Below are 21,139 nucleotides of genomic sequence, written 5' to 3' on the forward strand. Positions count from 1 at the left end.
ACGAACGCGGCACACGCATTCCAAGCACGGATGTACGGCAAGAGAACAGCAATGCGCAAGTGGTCGACGCGGATTGGCCGGTGCCGGCAGGATGGAGCTCAGGACCGACGCGGTGCCAAGGAGGCAGATGTTCGACTACGACCTGCTCGTCATCGGATCCGGCCCGGGCGGCCAGAAGGCCGCGATCGCGGGTGCGAAACTCGGCCGCCGGGTCGCCGTGGTGGAGAAGAAGCACATGGTCGGCGGCGTCTGCATCAACACCGGAACGATCCCGTCGAAGACCCTGCGCGAGGCGATCCTCTACCTGACCGGGCTGAACCAGCGCGAGCTGTACGGACACTCGTACCGCCTCAAGGACGACATCACCGTCGGTGACCTCTCGGCCCGCACACAGCACGTCATCGGCCGCGAGATCGACGTCATCCGCAGCCAGCTCGCCCGCAACCACGTCGAGATGCTGCTCGGCACGGCGCGGTTCGAGGACCCGCACATGGTCGCGATCACGGCGGCCGACGGGAGCGTACGGCGCGTCACCGCCGAACGCGCGGTCATCGCGGTCGGGACCAGACCGGCGCGCCCGAGCACGGTGGCGTTCGACGGCAAGAACATCGTCGACTCCGACCAGATCCTCGACATGGAACGCATCCCCGGCTCGATGGTCGTCGTCGGCGCCGGCGTGATCGGCATAGAGTACGCGTCGATGTTCGCCGCGCTCGGCGCGAAGGTGACCGTCGTCGAGAAGCGCGAACGGATGCTGGACTTCTGCGACCTCGAGATCGTCGAGGCGTTGAAGTACCAGCTGCGCGACCTCGCGGTGACGTTCCGGTTCCGCGAGACGGTCGCGCGGGTGGAGCACTCGAACGGCGCGACGTTGACGATTCTCGAGTCAGGGAAGCGGATTCCGGCCGACACGGTGATGTACTCCGCTGGTCGGCAAGGTGTCACGGACTCGCTCGACCTGGAGAAGGCCGGCCTGTCCGCCGACGACCGCGGCCGGATCAAGGTGGACAACTACTACCGGACCCCCGTCGACCACATCTACGCGGTCGGCGACGTGATCGGCTTCCCCGCGCTGGCGGCGACGTCGATGGAGCAGGGCCGGCGCGCGGCGTACCACGCCTGCGACGAACCGGTCGTCGGCGACCTCGGGCACCTGCAGCCGATCGGCATCTACACGATCCCGGAGATCAGCTACGTCGGGAAGACCGAGGAGGAGCTGACCGAGTCGAACGTGCCGTTCGAGGTCGGCATCTCGCGCTACCGCGAGCTCGCGCGCGGCGCGATCCTCGGCGACTCGTACGGGATGCTCAAGCTGCTCGTGCACGCGGAGGACCGGACGTTGCTCGGCGTGCACGTCTTCGGGACGGGCGCGACGGAGCTCGTGCACATCGGGCAGACCGTGATGGGGTGCGGCGGAACGATCGACTACCTCGTGGACACGGTGTTCAACTACCCGACGCTCGCGGAGTCGTACAAGGTCGCGGCGCTGGACGCGATGAACAAGATGCGGGCGGTGCAGCGGTTCGCGGGGACGCAGGGTGTTCTGGAGGCTCCGTAAGATCTATTGCTGTGGCAGACGATCAGGCGGACGCGTTCGAACGGCTGTGGACTCCGCACCGGATGGCGTACATCAAGGGCGAGAACAAGCCGACCGGTTCGGGGGCGGACGATGGGTGTCCGTTCTGTGAGATTCCGAAGCTGACCGACGCCGAGGGGCTCGTCGTCTCGCGCGGGACTGTGACGTACGCGGTGCTGAACCTGTACCCGTACAACTCCGGGCACCTGATGGTGTTGCCGTACCGGCACATCGCGGACTACACCGAGCTCACGCCGGAGGAGACGCTGGAGCTGGCCGACCTGACCAAGCGCGCGATGGTGGCGCTGCGGAAGGCCTCGGGCGCGCAGGGGTTCAACATCGGCATGAACCAGGGCTCGGTCGCGGGCGCCGGCATCGCGGCGCACCTGCACCAGCACATCGTGCCCCGGTGGGGCGGCGACACGAACTTCATGCCGGTGGTGGGGCGTACGAAGGTCCTGCCGCAGCTGCTGTCCGACACCCGCACCCTGCTCGCGAACGCCTGGCCGACCTAGGCGTCGAGCTCGTCGGTGAACGACGGCGGTGGGGCTTGGAGGTCGTAGGCCTTGAAGAGGGTCGCGTGGTTCACGCCCATCGCCTTGCCGTTCTGGGCGGCGAAGTACGGGAGGAAGTCGCGCGGTGCGGGGTGGTCGGGGAGGGCGGCGAGGTAGGCCGTGTGCGCTTCCAGGGAAGCGATCCCGCGCTCCAAGGGCTCGCCCGTCACGTCGACGCCGTGGGTGGCGGTGGATGGGGGGAACGCTGGCATGAGGATCCAACGGACCTTGCACGGCTCGAGACCCTCGTCGGTGAGCTGTGAGGTGAAGACCCAGCGGTTGTCCGCGTCCCGGATTGCGTCGATCGTGGCGAGCCCGGCCGCACGGTGGTCGGCCATGTTGAAGCCCATCGGCGTCTCGATGTCGTAGCCGCTGGAGACCACCACGTCGGGTCGGAAGCGGCGGATCTCGCGGCAGATGTCGCGCCGAAGGTCGAGGCCGTAGTCCAGGACGCCGTCCGGATGCTCCAGCACCGTCAGGTGCTTGACACCAACGGCCGCGCACGCGGACTGCTGCTCGGCGAGGCGGATGCGGGCCGTCTCCTCGGGAGGGTTCGGCATGCCGGCCTCGCCGCGGGTGAGCAGCAGGTAACCGACCTCGATGCCACGCTCCACCCACCGCGCGACGGCGGAGGAGGTGCCGTACTCCACGTCGTCGCGGTGAGCGACGACGCAGAGTACGCGCGTGAACGTCTCTTCAGGCAGAGCGGGAAGCAGTTCTGTCACCCGCGACAGCGTAGAGGGATTACGGAGTGAACGAGTACACGTTCGTATTCCACACCTGGCCAGGTCCGACGCCGCCGGTGCACTGGAAGTCCCAGCCGCTCACGATGTAGAGCTTGCCCCGCACGGTGCCCGCGGAGTGCCGCTTGATGCGCGTGAGCTTCTCGCCGTCCGGGTCGAGCTGCTGCCACGACTTCGTGGGAACGTCGAACCGCCACAGCTCCTCGGTCGGGTTCTGCGGGAACGGTGCCCCACAGCCCGCTTCGCCACCAGGGATGTCGCCGCCCTGCACGTACAGAGACGAGCCGAGAACGCCGGCCGCCGCGTAGTTGCGCCCGGGCTCGATGCCGATGACCGCCGGGCCGAGGGTGGACCACGTGTTGGTCGCGATCTCGTACGTCCAGGTGTCGTTGAGGACCGCGAAACCGGGCGGCGGACCCTCGCCGCCGTACAGCGTGAGCGTGCCGTTCACCGCGACGCCGCCGGCGTGCGCGACGTGCCGGCTCGGTGGACTGCCGGCCTTGCCGTTCGGGATGAGCTCCTTCCACGTCTTCGTGGTGAGGTCGAACGACCAGAGGTCGTTGACGGTCGAGAACGTCTGGTCGATCCCGCCGAACACGTACAGCTTGCCGTTCGCGTACCAGAGCGTCGCGCCTGACCGTGCCGACGGACCGCTCGGGAGCCTCGTCCAGACCCGGCCGGACAGTGCCCACAGGTCGTCGAAGACGCGGAACTCGCTGCCGTCGTTGGAGAACTGCGATCCGCCGAACAGGTAGTACTGCGTCCCACTGCTTGCCGCCGCCGCGAACGCGCGGGCTTCCGGCCACGGATCGAGGCCCTGGTTGAGCTGCGACCAGGTGTTGGTGGCGGTGTCGAGGGCGTACAGGTCGTTGTAGAACACGTTCTTGCCCGTGCCGAAGTCGTCGTTGACTCCGCCGAACACGATCAGGGACGAGCCGACGCCGGCGACCGCCGGGACGGACCGCTCGGACGGGCCGGTGCCGGTGGTGACGACCTTGGCCCAGGTGCCGTCGGCCGCGGGTTCGATGGCGCCCGCGGTGGGTGCTGTGAGGATGCTGAGGCCGAGCCCCAGGCTGACAACGAGCATGGTCAACTGACTGCGTAAACGCATAAGGCGTACCCCCGCCGCTAGTCTCAATGGTCGAGTCCCGGGTCGCTCAGTTTCGCCGGTTATTGCTGGTCAAACCTCTGCTTGCGGCATGGCCGACGTGCAGTGGGGCTTCTTCGACGACCCGAACTCGACTAGTGCCGCGTCTGTCAGGAGAGGACATGGTGGCATGGCGGTGGGTAATCGATGTCTCACGCTTCCGGGTTCGGACAGTTGCGAAACTTTGTGAGCAACTCCATGCAGCAGGCACGCAGGTTCGGGCGTTCAAGGTGCGAGAAAGGGGGAGCCTTGGACGAGACAACGAGCTTCGAGGAGTTCGTCGCGTCGCGCGCACACGCGTTGATGCGGTACGGCTATGTGCTGACCGGCAACCCGCACGACGCCGCGGACCTCATGCAGGAGGCGCTGCTGCGCGTACGTTCGGCGTGGTCGCGGATAGCAGCGGTGCGTGCGGCCGAGTCGTACGTACGAACGACGATGGCCCGGCTGCACATCAGTACCTGGCGGCGGCTCAGGCGCGAGCGGCTGGTGGCCGTGGTGCCGGAACGTCCCTATGAGGCGGCGCCGTTCGAGGATCGGAACGGCCTGTGGGACCTGCTCGCGACGCTCCCGCGCCGCCAGCGGGCGGTGTTGGTGTTGCGGTACTACGAGTCGCTCACCGACGAGGAGATCGCGGCCACGTTGGGCATCACCAGGTCGACCGTACGCAGCCAGGCGTTCCACGCGCTGAAGAAGCTGCGGGCCGAGTGGACGGACAGCACCCAAACGAGCGTGAAGGGAGCGGAGGCATGACCGATCAGCTGGAACAGGAGATCGAACGAGTACTGCGCGAAGCCGGCGAGAACGCCCCCACCCCGCCCCCAGGCCTGCTGGCGAGGATCGACGACCGCGCGCACCGGCGGCGGCGCACCAGGATCGGGACGGGTGCCGTCTGCCTGGCCGCCGCGGCGGCAGTCACGGCGGTCGCGATCGCGAGCGGAGTAGTCCGCGCACCTAACGCGACCCCGCAGCCGATGCAGACGCCCACCAAGACGATGGTCGAGGGCGTGAAGATCCTGCCGCCCAAGCCCGCGGAGGAGCTCTGGCCCGAGGCGGTCCACCAGATCAACGGCTACCTACCGAAGGACCGGCATCTCGTACCGATGGACTTCATCGACAACGAGAACCTGTTAGTAGGGATCGTCGAGGTCGGCGGGGCGAAGGAAGCGCTGTACCGGTACGAGCTCGCCACGAGGAAGGTCACGAAGCTCACGGACATCGGCGTGCCAATGGAAGCCGATGGGTTCACGATCAGCGGCGGCTGGATCGTCTGGTACGTGGAGAGCGAGACCCACGGGGAGATCTTCGGCGTGCCGGTCGCTGGGGGACAGGTACGCCAGCTCGCCACCGGAGTACCAGGTGAGGGGATCGAGGGCATCGCGGTGGACGGCGACAGCGTCTACTGGGCGTCGTCGAATGGGACGTCTGTCCGGATCCTCTCCGCACCGTTCGGCGGTATGGCGAAGGAGGTGCCGAACAGCGACGACGCCATGATCGTGTCCTGGCCGTGGATCGGTTCGCCCATCCCACCCGTCGAGCCGGTGCCTGGTATCGCCTTCCGCGACCTGCGCAACGTGCGGACGGGCGAGACGCGCACCGCGACGGATCGGACGGGGACCTGGGCCTGCCACCTGACCTGGTGCGTGGGTGGGACGGACAAGCAGGTCTTCGTGGAACGGCGGGACGGAACGCAACGGCAGCAGCTGCCGTCGATCGGGATCAACCTCACGGACCGGGTCCTCAACCCACCGGTTCGGGACCGGTTCGTCATCAGCGGTCGCGAGGTCATCGACCTCGCCACGGGCAAGCATGGGCAGCTCACCACCTATCCGAACAGCTCTCGACACACGCCCCGCGACCGGATGCATCTCGCGTCCACGAAGGACGGCGGCTACGAGGTGATCGACCTCGCCGCCATCCCGTAGGACCAAACGCGAAACTGGCCCTCCCCGAGAGGCGGGGGAGGGCCAGTTTCGCCTTGGTGGCTTAGTGAGCCGCCTCTTCGTCGGCGAGCTCCTTCTGCAGCTTCTCCGCCACATTCGAAGGCATCGAGTCGTAGCGGGCGAACTCGCGGGTGAAGGCGCCCGAGCCGTGGGACATCGACCGCAGGTCCGTGGCGTAGCGGGTGATCTCGATCTGTGGCACTTCGGCCTTCACCATCGTGCGGCCCTGGCCGACCGGCTCCGTTCCGAGGACGCGGCCGCGGCGGCCGGACAGGTCGCCCATCACCGAGCCGACGTACTCGTCGTCCACGAGCACCGACACGAGGTCGACGGGCTCGAGCAGGTTGACCAGCGACGACTTCGCGGCCTCGCGCAGGGCCAGCGAGCCCGCGGTCTGGAACGCCATGTCGGAGGAGTCCACGCTGTGCGCCTTGCCGTCGTACAGCGTCACGCGGATGTCGACGACCGGGTAGCCGGCCGACACACCGCGTTCCATCTGGGCGCGAATGCCCTTCTCCACCGAGGGAATGAACTGCCGCGGCACCGAGCCACCGACGACCTTGTCGACGAACTCGAAGCCGGATCCGCTCGGCAGCGGCTCGACCTTGATGTCGCAGACGGCGTACTGGCCGTGGCCACCGCTCTGCTTGACGTGGCGGCCCTTTCCTTCGGCCAGCTTGCCGAACGTCTCCCGCAACGGCACGCGCAGCGGTACCTGGTCGACCTGCACGCTGTAGCGGTTCGCGAGCCGGTCGAGGACGACGTCGGCGTGCGCCTCACCCATGCACCACAGCACGAGCTGGTGCGTCTCGGGGTTGTGCTCGATCCGCAGTGTCGGGTCCTCGGCGGCCAGCCGGGAAAGACCGAGCGACAGCTTGTCCTCGTCCGCCTTCGCGTGCGCGGTCACCGCGATCGGCAGCAGTGGTTCGGGCATCGTCCACGGCCGCATGAGGAGCGGTTTGTCCTTGCTGGACAGGGTGTCTCCGGTCTCGGCCTGGGTCAGCTTGCCGATCGCGCAGATGTCGCCGGCGACCGCGTGGTTGAGCTGACGCTGGGTCTTGCCGAGCGGCGCGGATAGTGAGCCGACCTTCTCGTCGACGTCGTGGTCCTCGTGGCCGCGGTCGGCGCCGAAGAACTCGGAGAAGTGCCCGGACACATGCAGCGTGTCGTCGGGCCGGATCGTTCCGGAGAACACGCGGACGAGGCTGATGCGGCCGACGTACGGGTCGGAAGCCGTCTTCACGACCTCTGCCAGCAGCGGGCCGTCGGGGTCGCAGCGCATCCCGTTCACGGGGACGCCGGCCGGCGTGTAGACCTCGGGCATCGGGTGCTCGAGTGGCGACGGGAACGCGCTCGTCATCACCTCGAGCAGCTCGGCGAGGCCGGCTTGCGAGGTCGCACCGCAGACTGGGATCAGCGGGTAGAACGAGCCGAGCGCGACGGCCTTCTCCAGGTCGTCGATCAGCTGCTTGTCGTCGAGCGCCTCACCGGACAGGTACCGCTCCATGAGCGTCTCGTCCTCGGACTCCTCGATGATGCCCTCGATCAGGGCGCCCCGGGCCTCCTCGGCCTCGGCGGCCTGGAGCTCGCTGGGCTTCCCCTCCTGCCGGGAGCCGCTGGAGTAGTCGTACAGCTTCTCCGAGAGTAGGCCGAGCAGACCGGACGGTGTGCCGTCGTCGGCGTTGACGGGCAGGTAGAGGGGGATGACCTTCTCGCCGAACGCGTCCTGCGCCTGGGCGAGCACAGCGGGGTACTCGGCGCGTTGGTGGTCGAGCTTGGTGATCACGACCGCGCGGGGCATGCCGACGGCGGCACACTCCTGCCAGAGGTTCCTGGTGGCGCCGTCGATGCCGTCGGCGGCGGAGATGACGAACAGCGCGCAGTCGGCGGCGCGCAGGCCGGCGCGCAGCTCACCCACGTAGTCGGCGTAGCCGGGCGTGTCGAGCAGGTTGACCTTGACACCCTGGTAGACGAACGGTGCGAGCGACAAGCCGACGGAACGTTGCTGCCGTTGCTCGGCCTCGTCGAAGTCCGACACCGTCGAGCCATCCTCGACTCGCCCGGGACGCTGCAAGGTCCCGGTCAACACGAGAAGGGCCTCTACCAAAGTCGTCTTACCTGAACCGGAAGGGCCGACCACCGCGATGTTGCGGACTCCGTCGGGTTGGTCGGCCGTCGGTGCCTTGCCGGCAGCTCCAGCTGGGGTGTGCTGTCTTTCCGCCATGGGCTTTCGCCTCCTCGCCAGGGCACAAGAGCGTGTCCGCTCTCGTACCGGGCGCGCCCCGGGGCGGTTGGCCGCCGACCCGGCGGCGCCCTGGAAGATGTGGTCTCTCACCTTCCACCCGTGGTGGGGGGTGACACAAGGGCGACGGGCCGGATGACTGTCCGTAGCTGCGACCTGAACGTGAGGCGACGAACGACGATGAGCACGACCGAGCAGCTGCCCGACCTGCGGGACGAGTCGGCGTTCACCGCGCTGGTCGAACGGCACCGCGGGGAGCTGCAGGTGCACTGCTACCGGATGCTCGGCTCGCTCGAGGACGCCGAGGACCTGGTGCAGGAGACGTTCCTGCGCGCGTGGCGGAGTCGCGAGAGCTTCGGTGGGAGCTACTCGTTCCGCGCCTGGCTCTACCGGATCGCGACGAACGCATGCCTCGACGTGCTGCGGTCGCGTTCCCGCCGGGTGCTGCCGCCCGACGTCGGTCCCGCCGCCGATCCGGCCGCGGCGCTCGCGCCGCCCGCGGACCTGCCGTGGCTGCAGCCGTACCCGGACGCGCTGCTCGACCAGGTCGCGGCGCCCGAGGACGAGCCGGCCGCGGTCGTGGTGTCGCGGGAGACGATCGAGCTCACGTTCATCGCCGCGATCCAGCACCTGCCGCCGCGGCAACGCGCTGTCCTCATCCTGCGCGACGTTCTCGGCTGGACCGCCAAGGACACCGCGGAGCTCCTCGAGGGCACGGTGACCTCGGCGAACAGTGCGCTGCAGCGGGCTCGCGCGACGCTCCGGCAGCGGCTGGGGGAGCGGCGGACGGACTGGCGTACGGAGTCGTCACCGAGCGCCGAGGAACGCGAGCTGCTGCGTCGCTACATCGAGGCGCACGAACGTTCCGATCTCGACGCGCTCGCCGCGTTGCTGCGCGAGGACGCGTGGCTGGCGATGCCTCCGCACCCGACCTGGTTCGCGGGTCGTGCCGCGATCCTGGTCGCGGCGAGCGCGAGCTTCGACTCCTCGTTCGGCACGTTGCGCAGCATCCCCGCCTGGGCGAACCGCCAGCCGGGCGTCGCGCACTACCTGCGCGCGCCGGGCTCGACGGAGTGGGTCGGGCTGGCGATCGACGTGCTGCGGATCGAGGACGGACTGGTCGCCGAGATCACCTCGTTCGACGGAGCGGAGTACTTCGCGGCGTTCGGGCTGGAGTCCGTTCTCGACCGATGAGTTTCCCGGCGGGGCACGTTGTAGAAGGTATGAGAACTCTGATTGTCACGAGCTTCGTCACCCTCGACGGCGTCATGCAGGCGGCCGGCGGACCGTCCGAGGACCCCGCCGGCGGCTTCACTCTGGGCGGCTGGGCCGTCAACTACTTCGACGAGGAGATGCTGAACCGGAACACCGCGAAGCCCGAGTACGAGCTGCTGCTGGGGCGCGGGACGTACGAGATGTTCGTCGCGCACTGGCCGTACGACGAGGGACCGATCGCCGACCACCTGAACGGCACCCGCAAGTACGTCGCGTCGACGACGCTGGACCAGGTCGAGTGGAACAACTCGACGCTGATCGAGGGCGACGTCGTCGAGTACGTCCGGGCGCTGAAGAACGAGGACGGGCCGGAGATCCAGGTCCACGGCAGCGCCGGGCTGGTCCAGACGCTGCTCGCGAACGACCTGGTCGACGAGTTCCGGGTGTGGATCTTCCCGGTCGCGGTCGGCCCCGGCAAGCGCCTGTTCGACGACGGAACGATCCCGATCGCGCTGAAGCTCACCGACAGCGCGGTGTCGAAGACCGGGGTGACGATGAACACCTACGTCCGCGCCGGCGAGATCGAGATCGGCGAGATGGACTTCGACGTACCGACCGATGCCGAGCTCGCCCGCCGCAAGCGGCTCGGCATCGGCTGAAAGCCGACTTCCCTTACCCAACCGGGGTTTACCACGTGGCAAGGCGCGTGAAAACCCCAGTTGGGTGAGGGACGTGGGGCTGGCTGTGGACAGGCAGCCGGTGGCGGCCAGGTCGTGCCGTAGGTGAGGCGTCGTGGTCGCCTTACCCGGCCAGTGGCCCCTTTACCTGGCGTCTACCCGGCGTAGAGGGGCCGCTGATCATGTTCACATGATCATTGGCCCCAGGGCAGGGCGGGCCGGACCGGTCGAACCCACCGCTGGACGGGAGATCGAGGCTAGACCGAGACCAGGTCGCAGACGAAGATCAGCGTCTCGCCGGGGGCGATGACGCCGCCGGCGCCGCGGTCGCCGTACGCGAGGTGGGCCGGGATGACCAGCCGACGGCGGCCGCCGACCTTCATGCCCTGGACGCCCTGGTCCCAGCCGGCGATGACCTGGCCGACGCCGAGCCGGAACTCCAGCGGCTCGCCGCGGTCCCAGCTGGCGTCGAACTGCTCGCCGGTCGAGAACGCGACGCCGACGTAGTGGACCTGGACCGTGTCGCCGGCCTTGGCGGCCGGGCCGTCGCCCTCCTTGAGCTCGGTGATCTCCAGGTCGGACGGCGGCGGGCCGTCGGGTGCGTCAACCTCGGGCTTGTCCATGCTTCTCCTCAACAGGTGCGGGGTCGCTCGTCGCGACGACCGGCCACGTTACCGAGACCGAGCCCGAACGTGTCGTTGGGACGCGCGGCCAGTAGCATCGCAGCCTGGTTGCCTAGCCCACCCTGACGGCGAGCGCGCATGCTGAGACGGTTCCACCAGTTCTGGATTCGACTGCTCACTCCGGTCGCGAAGTTCCTCCTGCGCGTCGGCATCGGACCCGACGTCGTCACGCTCGTCGGCACGCTCGGCGTGATCGGCGGGGCGATCGGCTTCTACCCGCGCGGCGAGTTCTTCTGGGGCACGGTCGTGGTCACCGCGTTCGTGTTCTCCGACATGGTCGACGGCCTGATGGCGCGCATGCAGAAGCGCGAGTCGAACTGGGGCGCGTTCCTCGACTCCACCCTCGACCGGCTCGGCGACGCGGCGATCTTCGGCGGCTGGACGCTCTGGTACGCGACCGGCGGCGACAACTACTTCCTCGCCTGCGTCTCCCTGTACGTGCTGATCATGGGCAGCGTGACCTCGTACGCCAAGGCCCGCGCCGAGAGCCTGGGCATGACCGCGAACGTCGGCATCGCCGAGCGCGCCGACCGGCTGGTCACCGCGCTGGTCGCGTGCGGGCTCACCGGGCTCGCGATCGACTTCGGCATCCCGTACGGCGACCTGCTGCTGCCGATCGTGCTCTGCGCGCTGGCCGTCGCGAGCACCGTCACGGTCTTCCAGCGCATCTTCACCGTTCGCCGCCAGGCCTTGGGCAAGCAGGAGGAAGCGCGGTGAGCAAGCTCACCGACTCCCTCGTCTACGCCGCGTTCGCCGCCGGCTGGGCGGTCGTCCGCAAGCTCCCCGAACGCGTCGCCCTCAAGGGCTTCGAGGTCGCGTCCGACTTCGTCTGGTGGCGGCGCGGCAAGAGCGTACGTCGGCTCGAGGGCAACCTCACCCGCGTCCGCCCTGAGGCGACTCCCGAGGAGCTGCGGCAGCTGTCCAAGCGGGGCATGCGCTCGTACCTGCGCTACTGGTGCGAGACGTTCCGGCTGCCCGACCTGTCCGCCGAGGAGATCGTCGAGCGCGTGGTCGTCCACGGCGAGGCCGAGTTCCGGCAGGCGCTCGCGGCCGGCAAGGGCGTGATCGCCGCCCTTCCCCATCTCGGCAACTGGGACCTCGCCGGCGGGTGGGCCTGCGCGACGGGCGCCCCGTTCACCACGGTCGCCGAACGCCTCAAACCGGAGCGGCTGTTCGACCGGTTCGTCGCCTACCGGAAGCTGCTCGGCATGGAGATCCTGCCGCACGACGGCGGCGCCGGGGTGCTGAGCGTGCTCGGCGACCGGCTTCGGGAGGGTCGGTTCGTCGTGCTCGTCGCCGACCGCGACCTGTCCGAACGGGGCGTCGAGGTCACCTTCTTCGGCGAGCAGACCCGGATGCCCGCCGGTCCGGCGGCCCTCGCCGTCCGTACCGGAGCCGCGCTGCTGCCGGCCACGCTGTGGTACGACGGTCCGCAGCTGCACATCCGATTCCACGACCCAATCGAGCGACCGGCGGGCAGGCAGCCGATCGTCGCGATGACGCAGGCACTGGCCGACGTGTTCGCCGAGACGATCGCCGCACATCCGGAGGACTGGCACATGCTGCAACGACTCTGGCTCGCCGACCTGGACCGGACGCGGGTGCCGGTCGGATGAAGATCGGGCTCGTCTGCCCCTACTCGTTCGACGTCCCGGGCGGCGTCCAGAACCACGTTCGCGACCTTGCTGAGGTCCTGATCGAGGCCGGTCACGACGTCTCGGTGCTCGCGCCGGCCGACGACGACACGCCGATCCCGCCGTACGTCGTGTCCGTCGGGCGCGCGGTGCCGGTCCCGTACAACGGCTCGGTCGCGCGCGTGGTCTTCGGTCCGCTCACGGTCGCGCGGTCGCGGCGCTGGATCCGCGAGGGCGACTTCGACGTCCTGCACATCCACGAGCCGCAGAACCCGTCGCTGTCGCTGATCACGCTGTGGAACGCCGCAGGCCCGATCGTCGGAACGTTCCACACGGCGATGCTGCGGTCTCGGTTCATGAGCGCGGCGTCGTCGATGATGCGGCCCGCGCTGGAGAAGATCAGCGCACGCATCGCGGTGAGCGAGCCCGCCCGCGCGACGCTCGTGCAGCACCTCGGCGGCGAGCCGGTGGTGATCCCGAACGGGCTGTTCGTCGACCGCCTCGCCGAGGGCCGGCCGCGGCCGGAGTGGCAGGGCGAGGGCGGCACGCTGTCGTTCCTCGGCCGGCTGGACGAGCCGCGCAAGGGCCTCGCCGTTCTGCTCAAGGCGTTCCCGGCGATCTGGAAGTCCGTGCCCGGCATCCGGCTGCTCGTCGCCGGCAAGGGCGACATCGAGGAGGCGCGCGAGCTGCTGCCGGAGGAGTGCCGGTACGCGGTCACGTTCCTCGGGATGGTCGACGACACGGCGAAGGCCGACATGCTGGCGAGCTCGGACCTCTACGTCGCGCCGCAGACCGGTGGCGAGTCGTTCGGCATCGTGCTGGTCGAGGCGATGGCGGCCGGCGCGCCAGTGCTCGCGAGCGACCTCGACGCGTTCCGGCTCGTCGTGGACGGTGGCCGGCTGGGCTCGCTGTTCGGGGTGGGCGACTCCGACGGGCTCGCGAAGGCGGCGATCGAGCTGCTCGCCGACCGCGACCGGCGGGTCGACCTGCGCGACGCGGCGCGGTTCGCCGTCCGCCGGTACGACTGGGCGAACGTCTCCAAGGAGATCGTCGCGGTGTACGAGATGGTCGCCGAAGGGCTGCCGCGGGTCGGGGAGGACACGTCGCGATGACCTGGGTGTTCATCGTCGTCGCGGTGGTCGCGATCATCGGCGTCTACCTGTCCTGGACGGCTGGTCGGCTGGACCGGCTGCACGCTCGGGTCGACGGGTCGCGGGCTTCGCTGGAGGCGCAGCTGTTCCGGCGGTCCGGGGTCGCGATCGAGGTGGCGACGTCGGGCCTGCTCGACCCGGCGACGGCGATCCTCGTCGCCGACGCCGCGAACCGGGCTCGTTCGGCCCCGGACGACGAACGCGAGGTCGCCGAGTCCGACCTGTCCAAGGCGCTCGCGGCGGTCTTCGCCGACCCCGAGGTGGTCGCCGAGATCGCCGCGGAGCCGGGCGCGAACCAGCTGCTGTCCGAGCTGGGGGCCGCGTGCCGGCGGGTCGAGATGGCGCGGCGGTTCCACAACGACACGGTCGCCTCGACGCGGGTGCTGCGGTCGAAGCGGCTCGTCCGCTGGTTCCGGCTGGCGGGGTACGCGAAGCTGCCGGACATGGTGGAGCTCGACGACACCCAGCCGGCCGGCCTGCCGCTCTGATGGACGAGCTCGCGGCGATCCTGCGTGGGCGCGCCGCCGAGTACGCGTGGATCGCGCCCCAAAAGGACTCGCGCGGAAGCCACGCCAGAGGGAGAGCGCGGTGAACGTCCGGCACCGGTCTTCTACGGCAGTTACGACTGGCACTCGTGCGTGGAGATGCACTGGGTCCTGATGCGGCTGCTGCGGGCCGTTCCCAACACAATCCCCGAGGGCGAGGTCTGGGGCTGAGTGCTCGCCCTCGCGTACGAGCTCGCCAGCTGGGACGACGCCGACGGTCGCCGCTGGAGCGCCGCTTCCGGCCGCTCGCCGACGCGGTCGTCGATCGCTTCACGTCCTGGCTGCCGAACGCGACATACCCGATTCGGTATGGCCTGCACGCCAACACGGCGTTCGGTCTCGGGTGCACGCTGGCGTACCCAGACACGTTCGCACCCGAGCTGCGGGACCTCATCCACCCGACCGCGCACCTGCACGGGCTGAACGCGAGCCGAGCGTGGTGCTGGCGACGGCTCGCCGAGGAGCTGCCGGGACGCCGATCCGCGCGTGGCTCTCGCGCACACGGCGATGCGACGCCATCTCGACGCCGCGCTCCCGCACGTCGCGGGCGACGACTACCTGGTCGAGCATTGGCTGGTCGCGTACGCCGTCCTCGTGCTCAGCTAGCAGCACGGTCTGACTGGGTCGGGGGCACCCTGGTCCGAACCTATGGGACGGGGGTGCCCCCGACCCAGACCAACGCTGCGGGTGGCACGGTGACAACCATTGTCGGCGCTGCTGCGTGGTTGTGGGTGTGAGAGAGGAGGCGGGCATGACGCGCGAGCCGGTCCGCCTGGCCTCTTCGTTCGCTCTCGACGGCGATCGGGACGAGCAGTTCGCCTCGTTCGTCGCCGCGGCTGGTCCGTATCTGCTGCACACCGCGGAGCTGCTGTCCGGCGACCTCGCCCGGGCTCAGGACCTGGTGCAGGCGACGTTCGAACGGACCTATCGCGCGTGGGGCCGTGCGCGCGACGGCGACCCCTGGGCGTACGCGCGCCGCATCCTGGTCAACCTGCGCGTCGACGGCTGGCGTCGGACCCGCCGCGAGCTGTTGGCGGCGCCCGGCGACCTGCCGGTCGCTTCCTCGCCCGACCACGCGGCAGCCGTCGCGGCACGCGGAACGGTGGTCCGCGCGCTCGCGCAGCTGCCGCTCGCGCAACGGCGGGTGGTCGTGCTGCGGCATCTGCTCGACCTGACCGAATCCGAGGTCGCCCGCGAGCTCGGCATCTCGGTCGGGACCGTCAAGTCCCACAACGCCCGCGGGCTGGCCCGCCTGCGTTCGCTTCTCTCGGAGGGGGAGCTGCCGTGAGTACGCCGTCCGACGATGTCGTCGCCCGCCTGCGGTCGGGTGCCCACGAGGTTCCTCGCGTCCAGGTCGACACGCCTGGAGTGGTCGCGTCGGCCCGGCGTGCGCTGCACCGGCGGCGGCGCCGGCAGGGTGTGGTCGGCGCGGTCGCGGCGTTGGCCGTCGCGTTCGCCCTGGTCGGTCCGGTGCACCTGCCGGGCGTGGGCACGGTGAGCATGCCGGGGAGCTATCAGGTGCGATCCGGGCTGGGTCTGCAGGATCCGGCCACGCCGCCGTGGCCGGTCGTCGACCTCGACGAGCTGCTCGGCAACTTCGTCACGCGGCCGCCCTCGCCGGCGACGATGGCGCGGGAGGTCGCGAGCCTGCAGACGCACGTCCTGCCGGTCGTCGTGCGGCTGAAGGCGACCTGGTACGAGGACGAGGTGTGCCACATCCTCGAGTACGAGCGGGGCACGTTCAGCGACGACGGGGCGTGCGGCGGCCGGCCGGGGGAGCGCGCGTTCGACGACACGGCGCGGGCCGATCTCGACCGGATCCTCGAGGCGGTCTCGCGCAGTGGGGTGCGGACGCACGAGCTGCTGCGCGCGACGTACGCCGAGGACGGCTCGCCCGCGACCGTCGCGTTCGACCGCCCGGGCGGTGGGATCCAGTGGAACTTCGCGTACGTGTACTCACCGGGTGGCAAGCCACCGGCGGAGGTGACGCCGCTGGGACCGGTCACTGTCACGCCGATCGGGGACACGGACTGGTGGTTCGAGAAGTCGCCGGACGACTGAGCCGCCGTCAGCCCTTGTAGAGGCGGTGGCCCTCCGGCCGCTCGAGGCGGACGCCGTCCTCCATGGACTGCTTGATCAGGCTGTAGAAGAAGAACGCGACCCCGGTCACGAACCCCGCGACCGAGACGCCGACGCCCAGCAGCGCCTCCCCAGCTGTCTCGGTGGCGCTGTGGTGGAGGCCGTCGAGGAAGAACCAGACGAAAAACGCGGCCACACCGGCCGCCGCGAGGGTGAACAGCGCCCGCTGCCAGCGCTTGCGTACGGTGGCCGGGACGCTCGCGACCCGGAGGTCGATCCGCAGGCCGCAGGTCTCACAGTCGACCGTGCCGGACGTCCAGCCCTCGGCCGGCCGGCGGACCGGGATCGAAGTCAGCCCGTATCGGGTGACGATCTGCCGGCTCCCGAACCGCGTGAGCTCCTCGCGCACGCCGAGCGTGTGCGCCAGCCGGATCGTCGGATACTCACCGAGCGGGGTCGCCATGGCGGACAAGCTACCCAGAACGGGCGCGCAGAGATCCACGGGGAACTGGCAGGATCGGGGACCATGGCGATCCAGGACTCCGAACAGCTGCGGCTCGTTGCCACCAAGTGCGTCGAACTCGTCGCGGCCGGGTCGGGCCGGCAGCTCGACTGGTCGGCGGAGAGCCTGACGATTCTCGACGAGGTCTGTGCCGAGCTCCTCGCCGAGGGGCCGCTCTCGGAGGAGCGGATCGACCTGTGGTTCCAGCTCGTCGGCGCCTACACCGGAGAGGTCCTCATCGCAACCCACGGTGGCGAGTGGATCGGCCACGAGCCACCTCCGGCGGCACCCGCGGTGTTGTCGCTGGGAGTCACCGCGTTCCCGTTCGCGGTGGCCAATCGGGTCCTGAGTGGCGAGCCGCACAAGAGCCTGGCCTCGTTCGTGGCGGCGTTGCCGGCCGTCGCCGAGCGCAGTCGGGGCTGAAAACGGTCCACTTCGCGCCCGGGTGGCTCTCAAATGGTCTGGGTGCCCGACCTAGAATGGAGGCATCAGACCCGACCACTTCAGCGTGAGGTACATCGTGACCGACGACCAAACCGCCCCCGTCACCGGCACTGCCCAGGTGAAGCGGGGCATGGCCGAGATGCTCAAGGGCGGCGTGATCATGGACGTCGTCACACCTGAGCAGGCGAAGATCGCCGAGGACGCCGGTGCCGTCGCGGTGATGGCGCTCGAGCGCGTCCCCGCCGACATCCGCGTTCAGGGCGGCGTCGCGCGGATGAGCGACCCGGACATGATCGACGGCATCATTGGCGCCGTCTCGATCCCGGTGATGGCGAAGGCGCGCATCGGCCACTTCGTCGAGGCGCAGGTGTTGCAGGCGATCGGCGTCGACTACATCGACGAGTCCGAGGTTCTGACGCCGGCCGACGAGGCGCACCACATCGACAAGTGGAAGTTCACCGTGCCGTTCGTCTGCGGCGCCACCAACCTCGGTGAGGCCCTCCGCCGCATCTCCGAGGGCGCGGCGATGATCCGTTCCAAGGGCGAGGCCGGTACGGGCAACGTCGTCGAGGCGACCCGCCACATGCGCCAGATCCGGTCCGACATCCGCAAGCTGGGGACGTACGACGAGACCGAGCTGTACGCCGCGGCCAAGGAGCTGCGCGCGCCGTACAGCCTGGTCAAGGAGGTCGCCGAGCTCGGCAAGCTCCCCGTCGTGCTGTTCACGGCCGGCGGTCTCGCGACCCCGGCCGACGCGGCGATGATGATGCAGCTCGGCGCCGAGGGCGTGTTCGTCGGCTCCGGCATCTTCAAGTCCGGCGACCCGGAGAAGCGTGCCGCGGCGATCGTCAAGGCCACGACGTTCTTCGACGACCCCGACGTGGTCGCGAAGGTCTCGCGCGGTCTCGGCGAGGCCATGGTCGGCATCAACGTCGCGACTCTGCCGGAGAGCGAGCGGCTCGCCACCCGCGGATGGTGACGCCTACGATCGGCGTGCTCGCCCTGCAGGGCGACGTACGCGAGCACGTCCGCATGCTCGCCGCGAGCGGCGCCGAGGCCGTGCCCGTACGTCGGCGCGAGGAGCTGCTCGCGGTCGACGGCCTGGTGCTCCCGGGCGGCGAGTCGACCACGATGATCAAGCTGATCGAGGCGTTCGAGCTGCTCGAGCCGCTGCGCAAGCGGGTCGCGGACGGGATGCCGGCGTTCGGAACCTGCGCCGGCATGATCCTGCTCGCGGACAAGATCGCGGACGGGATCGCAGGTCAGGAGACGATCGGCGGCATGGCGACGACCGTCCGGCGGAACGCGTTCGGGCGCCAGGTGGACTCGTTCGAGGGCGATCTGGCGTTCACCGACGGGCTGGCCGGCGACCGCCCGTTCCACGCCGTGTTCATCCGCGCGCCGTGGGTCGAGGAGGTCCGCGGACACGCGCGGGTGCTTGCCCGCGTGGCGACGGGGCCGGCCACAGGTAGGATCGTTGCCGTTCGCCAGGGTCACCTGCTCGCGACGGCCTTCCACCCCGAGTTGACCGGCGACCCCCGGGTACACGAGTACTTCGTAGGAATCGTCAAGGAGGCGTAGTCCGCCATGTCCGGCCACTCCAAGTGGGCGACCACCAAGCACAAGAAGGCGGTCATCGACGCCAAGCGCGGCAAGCTCTTCGCGAAGTTGATCAAGAACATCGAGGTCGCGGCCCGCGTCGGCGGCGGTGACGTGGGCGGCAACCCCACGTTGTACGACGCCATCCAGAAGGCGAAGAAGTCGTCGGTCCCGAACGACAACATCGACCGCGCGGTCAAGCGCGGGTCCGGCCAGGAGGCCGGCGCCGCCGACTGGCAGACGATCATGTACGAGGGCTACGGCCCCGCCGGCGTCGCGCTGCTGATCGAGTGCCTCACCGACAACCGCAACCGCGCGGCGGGTGACGTGCGCGCGATCATGACGCGCAACAACGGCTCCATGGCCGACGCGGGCAGCGTGTCGTACCTGTTCACCCGCAAGGGCGTCGTGGTCGTGCCGGTCGAGCAGGAGGGCAAGAAGCTCTCCGAGGACGACGTACTGGAGACCGTGCTGGACGCGGGCGCCGAGGAGGTCAACGACCTCGGCGAGGCGTTCGAGGTCATCACCGAGCCGACCGACCTGGTCGCGGTGCGGACGGCGCTGCAGACCGCGGGGACCGACTACGACTCGGCGGAGTCGAGCTTCATGCCCAGCGTGACCGTGCCGCTGGAGGAGGACGACGCCCGCAAGGTCTTCCGGTTGGTCGAGGCGCTCGAGGACTGCGACGACGTGCAGAACGTGTACGCGAACTTCGACGTCTCGGACGAGGTCATGGAGAAGGTGGGGTAGCGGACGTGCAGAACGTCTACGCGCTGAGCTTCCATGTTTCGGACGAGGTCATGGAGAAGGTCGGCTAGCTCTCTGAGCTGCACGAACGCGCGCCCACCGGCTCCCGGTGGGCGCGCATTCTCATAGCACGAAGCGGCGCCCTCGGGTAGGAACGATCGTTCCGATAGAGGTGTGTACCAGTTTTGCCGAAACCCTTGACGGCGCTTGGTTGGCTAATTACGGTCTTGGCCAGAACCACGGGTGGGCCTCCCTGCATCACCGCACCTCTCGACCGAGGACGTCGTCCTCGGTAGCTCCTTCTGCTCTGTGACAAAGGAGTTCCGTGGTGAAGAGAATGCTTGCTGCCCTGGGCACAGCCGCCGCGCTGGCCGCCGCGCTCGTGATCGGGCCACCAGCTCACGCCGTTCCACCCACACCTACGTTCCCCGCCACGATCGACGCCTACGCGGTGTCCGACGACCAGACGCGATGCATCGACGGGGAACGGCCCGGCGTCGCCGACTTCCGCAACCTGCTCGAAGCCGAGTACGGCCGCGCCGACCTGGGCATTCATCGGCCTTGCGCGCAAGGCGGAACGAGCGAGCACAAGGAAGGCCGCGCGCTCGACTACCCGTTCAACGTCACCAACGCGACGCAGAAGGCGCAGGCCGACCAGCTGCTCGCCTGGCTGCTCGCCACCGACCAGTACGGCAACAAGCACGCTCTGGCTCGCCGGCTGGGGATCATGTACATGATCTGGAACCACAAGATCTGGCGGGCCTATCGGCCGAACGAGGGGTGGCTGCCGTACGGCGGTCCCAACCCGCACACCGACCACATCCACTTCAGCTTCGGCTGGCCTGGCGCGCGCCAGGAGACGACCTGGTGGACGCTGGGCGGTTCTCCGGGTGGTCCCGCGGAGAGTGTGAATGGCGACAAGTTCGACGACATGTTGGCGGTGACGGCGTCGGATGAGTTGCGGATGTATCCGGGGCGTGTGTCGGCGGAGTTTGGTCAGTCGGTGCGGATTGGTCCTGGGTGGTCGACGGAGTACAACCGGCTCGGTACCTCTGATGTGGATGGTGATGGGTTGGGCGACATTGTGGGGACGTCGGAGGACGGTGGGTTGCATTACTGGCACAACAACGGCACCGGCACCTCGTATTCGAAGTCGACGAATGTGGGTGCGGGGTGGAAGGCGTTCGAGTGGTTGACGTTCGTCGATCTGACTGGTGACAACAAGGCCGACATCGTGGCTCGTGATGGGGATCAGCTGTATTGGTGGCGTGGCGCGGGGAACGGTACGTACGGTCCCAAGCTCCATGTTGGTGCGGGGTGGGCGACGTTCCCGGAGTTCGGTGGTGGTGATGCCGATGGTGATGGTGATGGCGATCTGTGGGGCACCGATGAGGCGGGCAGGTTGTTCTTCTGGCGGGGTAATGGTGCGGGTGGGTTCGCTACCAAGATCGAGGCGGGGTCGGGGTGGAACGTGTTCGGTCCGTTCAACGTGATGGACATCAACGGTGACGGCAAGGCGGATCTGGTGGCTGCCAATGCCGCGGGTGATCTGTTCCGGTGGCTCGGTAAGGGTGACGGCAAGTTCAACGCTGCCGGTCCTCGGATCGGCTTCGGCTGGACCGACATCCGCATCGCCAGCTACTAAACCCAAGGGGAGG

General features: G+C 69.1%; 23 protein-coding genes and 2 pseudogenes. 20 read left to right on the plus strand and 5 right to left on the minus strand.

The genetic code is table 11. From position 1 onward, the window contains the following. The first annotated feature begins 127 nt into the window (after positions 1-127). Positions 128-1,558 carry a Si-specific NAD(P)(+) transhydrogenase gene (gene sthA / locus JOD67_RS22450; protein ID WP_239553982.1) on the plus strand — a complete coding sequence of 477 codons (1,431 nt, stop codon included), beginning with the start codon at positions 128-130 and terminating at the stop codon, positions 1,556-1,558. A gap of 62 nt (positions 1,559-1,620) precedes the next feature. Beyond that, on the plus strand, positions 1,621-2,091 hold the full coding sequence (locus JOD67_RS22455; RefSeq protein ID WP_205123122.1) for an HIT family protein: 471 nt from the start codon (positions 1,621-1,623) through the stop codon (positions 2,089-2,091). Here the strand turns inward: JOD67_RS22455 and JOD67_RS22460 are convergent. Next, a complete protein-coding gene (locus JOD67_RS22460; RefSeq protein WP_205119668.1) occupies positions 2,088-2,855 on the minus strand; it encodes a PIG-L deacetylase family protein in 768 nt (255 codons plus the stop codon). The two genes, JOD67_RS22455 and JOD67_RS22460, sit on opposite strands and share 4 nt — an antisense overlap. 19 nt (positions 2,856-2,874) lie before the next feature. Further along, positions 2,875-3,960, minus strand: coding sequence for a Kelch repeat-containing protein (locus JOD67_RS22465; protein ID WP_205119669.1), 1,086 nt, complete (start codon positions 3,958-3,960; stop codon positions 2,875-2,877). A gap of 309 nt (positions 3,961-4,269) precedes the next feature. Between JOD67_RS22465 and JOD67_RS22470 the strand changes: the two genes are divergently transcribed. Further along, positions 4,270-4,773 (plus strand): SigE family RNA polymerase sigma factor, encoded by a 504-nt coding sequence (locus tag JOD67_RS22470; RefSeq protein ID WP_239553983.1) that lies wholly within the window; start codon positions 4,270-4,272, stop codon positions 4,771-4,773. Next, positions 4,770-5,945: a TolB family protein gene (locus tag JOD67_RS22475; RefSeq protein WP_205119670.1), complete on the plus strand. Its 1,176-nt coding sequence runs from the start codon at positions 4,770-4,772 to the stop codon at positions 5,943-5,945. The genes JOD67_RS22470 and JOD67_RS22475 overlap by 4 nt, the downstream gene beginning before the upstream one ends. 61 nt (positions 5,946-6,006) lie before the next feature. Here the strand turns inward: JOD67_RS22475 and JOD67_RS22480 are convergent, their stop codons facing one another. Further along, complete coding sequence (locus tag JOD67_RS22480) at positions 6,007-8,187, minus strand: elongation factor G-like protein EF-G2 (RefSeq protein WP_205119671.1); 2,181 nt, start codon at positions 8,185-8,187, stop codon at positions 6,007-6,009. 198 nt (positions 8,188-8,385) lie between these two features. Between JOD67_RS22480 and JOD67_RS22485 the strand changes: the two genes are divergently transcribed. Together JOD67_RS22485 and JOD67_RS22490 are read left to right on the plus strand one after the other, a co-directional pair. Beyond that, positions 8,386-9,399: a sigma-70 family RNA polymerase sigma factor gene (locus tag JOD67_RS22485; protein WP_205119672.1), complete on the plus strand. Its 1,014-nt coding sequence runs from the start codon at positions 8,386-8,388 to the stop codon at positions 9,397-9,399. A gap of 29 nt (positions 9,400-9,428) precedes the next feature. Further along, positions 9,429-10,079: a dihydrofolate reductase family protein gene (locus tag JOD67_RS22490; RefSeq protein ID WP_205119673.1), complete on the plus strand. Its 651-nt coding sequence runs from the start codon at positions 9,429-9,431 to the stop codon at positions 10,077-10,079. A 275-nt stretch (positions 10,080-10,354) separates the two neighbouring features. Here JOD67_RS22490 and JOD67_RS22495 read toward each other — a convergent pair whose 3' ends face one another. Beyond that, positions 10,355-10,720, minus strand: coding sequence for an FKBP-type peptidyl-prolyl cis-trans isomerase (locus tag JOD67_RS22495; RefSeq protein WP_205119674.1), 366 nt, complete (start codon positions 10,718-10,720; stop codon positions 10,355-10,357). Positions 10,721-10,858: 138 nt separating this feature from the next. On the opposite strand from JOD67_RS22495, the gene pgsA reads away from it, so the two are divergent. The 9 genes and pseudogenes from pgsA (at position 10,859) to JOD67_RS22540 (ending at position 16,171) form a co-directional block, all read left to right on the plus strand. Further along, entirely contained in the window at positions 10,859-11,497 is a 639-nt protein-coding gene (pgsA, locus tag JOD67_RS22500) for a phosphatidylinositol phosphate synthase (RefSeq protein WP_205119675.1), read from the plus strand. Next, positions 11,494-12,396 (plus strand): phosphatidylinositol mannoside acyltransferase, encoded by a 903-nt coding sequence (locus tag JOD67_RS22505; RefSeq protein ID WP_205119676.1) that lies wholly within the window; start codon positions 11,494-11,496, stop codon positions 12,394-12,396. Before pgsA ends, JOD67_RS22505 begins: the two co-directional genes overlap by 4 nt. Next, a complete protein-coding gene (locus JOD67_RS22510; RefSeq protein WP_205119677.1) occupies positions 12,393-13,526 on the plus strand; it encodes a glycosyltransferase family 4 protein in 1,134 nt (377 codons plus the stop codon). Before JOD67_RS22505 ends, JOD67_RS22510 begins: the two co-directional genes overlap by 4 nt. Beyond that, positions 13,523-14,053, plus strand: coding sequence for a LemA family protein (locus JOD67_RS22515; protein WP_205119678.1), 531 nt, complete (start codon positions 13,523-13,525; stop codon positions 14,051-14,053). Before JOD67_RS22510 ends, JOD67_RS22515 begins: the two co-directional genes overlap by 4 nt. A gap of 24 nt (positions 14,054-14,077) precedes the next feature. Further along, positions 14,078-14,281: a DUF2891 family protein gene (locus JOD67_RS42435; RefSeq protein ID WP_205119679.1), complete on the plus strand. Its 204-nt coding sequence runs from the start codon at positions 14,078-14,080 to the stop codon at positions 14,279-14,281. After that, positions 14,200-14,571: pseudogene (locus JOD67_RS42440) on the plus strand (DUF2891 family protein); the annotation flags it as partial. The gene JOD67_RS42435 and the pseudogene JOD67_RS42440, both read left to right, overlap by 82 nt. Before the next feature lie 19 nt (positions 14,572-14,590). Beyond that, positions 14,591-14,716 (plus strand): annotated as a pseudogene (locus tag JOD67_RS40345) (DUF2891 family protein); the annotation flags it as partial. A gap of 145 nt (positions 14,717-14,861) precedes the next feature. Beyond that, positions 14,862-15,398, plus strand: coding sequence for a SigE family RNA polymerase sigma factor (locus JOD67_RS22535; RefSeq protein ID WP_205119681.1), 537 nt, complete (start codon positions 14,862-14,864; stop codon positions 15,396-15,398). Beyond that, positions 15,395-16,171 (plus strand): hypothetical protein, encoded by a 777-nt coding sequence (locus tag JOD67_RS22540; protein ID WP_205119682.1) that lies wholly within the window; start codon positions 15,395-15,397, stop codon positions 16,169-16,171. Before JOD67_RS22535 ends, JOD67_RS22540 begins: the two co-directional genes overlap by 4 nt. Before the next feature lie 7 nt (positions 16,172-16,178). On the opposite strand, the gene JOD67_RS22545 is transcribed toward JOD67_RS22540, so the two are convergent. Beyond that, positions 16,179-16,652 carry a hypothetical protein gene (locus JOD67_RS22545; protein WP_205119683.1) on the minus strand — a complete coding sequence of 158 codons (474 nt, stop codon included), beginning with the start codon at positions 16,650-16,652 and terminating at the stop codon, positions 16,179-16,181. Positions 16,653-16,715: 63 nt separating this feature from the next. On the opposite strand from JOD67_RS22545, the gene JOD67_RS22550 reads away from it, so the two are divergent. The 5 genes from JOD67_RS22550 (at position 16,716) to JOD67_RS22570 (ending at position 21,126) form a co-directional block, all read left to right on the plus strand. Next, complete coding sequence (locus JOD67_RS22550) at positions 16,716-17,114, plus strand: hypothetical protein (RefSeq protein WP_205119684.1); 399 nt, start codon at positions 16,716-16,718, stop codon at positions 17,112-17,114. Between the two features lie 97 nt (positions 17,115-17,211). Further along, a complete protein-coding gene (gene pdxS, locus JOD67_RS22555; protein ID WP_372442343.1) occupies positions 17,212-18,114 on the plus strand; it encodes a pyridoxal 5'-phosphate synthase lyase subunit PdxS in 903 nt (300 codons plus the stop codon). Then, complete coding sequence (gene pdxT, locus JOD67_RS22560) at positions 18,108-18,716, plus strand: pyridoxal 5'-phosphate synthase glutaminase subunit PdxT (protein WP_205119685.1); 609 nt, start codon at positions 18,108-18,110, stop codon at positions 18,714-18,716. Before pdxS ends, pdxT begins: the two co-directional genes overlap by 7 nt. Positions 18,717-18,722: 6 nt before the next feature. Next, positions 18,723-19,484, plus strand: coding sequence for a YebC/PmpR family DNA-binding transcriptional regulator (locus JOD67_RS22565; protein ID WP_205119686.1), 762 nt, complete (start codon positions 18,723-18,725; stop codon positions 19,482-19,484). A gap of 334 nt (positions 19,485-19,818) precedes the next feature. Next, positions 19,819-21,126: an FG-GAP repeat domain-containing protein gene (locus JOD67_RS22570; RefSeq protein ID WP_239555195.1), complete on the plus strand. Its 1,308-nt coding sequence runs from the start codon at positions 19,819-19,821 to the stop codon at positions 21,124-21,126. Positions 21,127-21,139 lie beyond the last annotated feature (13 nt).

It is taken from the genome of Tenggerimyces flavus, assembly GCF_016907715.1.
Taxonomy (GTDB): Bacteria; Actinomycetota; Actinomycetes; order Propionibacteriales; family Actinopolymorphaceae; genus Tenggerimyces; species Tenggerimyces flavus.

Excerpts from the sequence above, each read along its gene's own strand:
- sthA (WP_239553982.1), top strand. The coding sequence starts at position 128 with ATGTTCGACTACGACCTGCTCGTCATCGGATCCGGCCCGGGCGGCCAG.
- JOD67_RS22455 (WP_205123122.1), top strand. The coding sequence starts at position 1,621 with ATGGCGTACATCAAGGGCGAGAACAAGCCGACCGGTTCGGGGGCGGAC.
- JOD67_RS22465 (WP_205119669.1), bottom strand. The coding sequence starts at position 3,960 with ATGCTCGTTGTCAGCCTGGGGCTCGGCCTCAGCATCCTCACAGCACCC.
- JOD67_RS22475 (WP_205119670.1), top strand. The coding sequence starts at position 4,770 with ATGACCGATCAGCTGGAACAGGAGATCGAACGAGTACTGCGCGAAGCC.
- JOD67_RS22480 (WP_205119671.1), bottom strand. The coding sequence starts at position 8,187 with ATGGCGGAAAGACAGCACACCCCAGCTGGAGCTGCCGGCAAGGCACCG.
- JOD67_RS22485 (WP_205119672.1), top strand. The coding sequence starts at position 8,386 with ATGAGCACGACCGAGCAGCTGCCCGACCTGCGGGACGAGTCGGCGTTC.
- JOD67_RS22490 (WP_205119673.1), top strand. The coding sequence starts at position 9,429 with ATGAGAACTCTGATTGTCACGAGCTTCGTCACCCTCGACGGCGTCATG.
- JOD67_RS22495 (WP_205119674.1), bottom strand. The coding sequence starts at position 10,720 with ATGGACAAGCCCGAGGTTGACGCACCCGACGGCCCGCCGCCGTCCGAC.
- pgsA (WP_205119675.1), top strand. The coding sequence starts at position 10,859 with ATGCTGAGACGGTTCCACCAGTTCTGGATTCGACTGCTCACTCCGGTC.
- JOD67_RS22510 (WP_205119677.1), top strand. The coding sequence starts at position 12,393 with ATGAAGATCGGGCTCGTCTGCCCCTACTCGTTCGACGTCCCGGGCGGC.
- JOD67_RS22515 (WP_205119678.1), top strand. The coding sequence starts at position 13,523 with ATGACCTGGGTGTTCATCGTCGTCGCGGTGGTCGCGATCATCGGCGTC.
- JOD67_RS22535 (WP_205119681.1), top strand. The coding sequence starts at position 14,862 with ATGACGCGCGAGCCGGTCCGCCTGGCCTCTTCGTTCGCTCTCGACGGC.
- JOD67_RS22545 (WP_205119683.1), bottom strand. The coding sequence starts at position 16,652 with ATGGCGACCCCGCTCGGTGAGTATCCGACGATCCGGCTGGCGCACACG.
- JOD67_RS22550 (WP_205119684.1), top strand. The coding sequence starts at position 16,716 with ATGGCGATCCAGGACTCCGAACAGCTGCGGCTCGTTGCCACCAAGTGC.
- pdxT (WP_205119685.1), top strand. The coding sequence starts at position 18,108 with ATGGTGACGCCTACGATCGGCGTGCTCGCCCTGCAGGGCGACGTACGC.
- JOD67_RS22565 (WP_205119686.1), top strand. The coding sequence starts at position 18,723 with ATGTCCGGCCACTCCAAGTGGGCGACCACCAAGCACAAGAAGGCGGTC.
- JOD67_RS22570 (WP_239555195.1), top strand. The coding sequence starts at position 19,819 with ATGCTTGCTGCCCTGGGCACAGCCGCCGCGCTGGCCGCCGCGCTCGTG.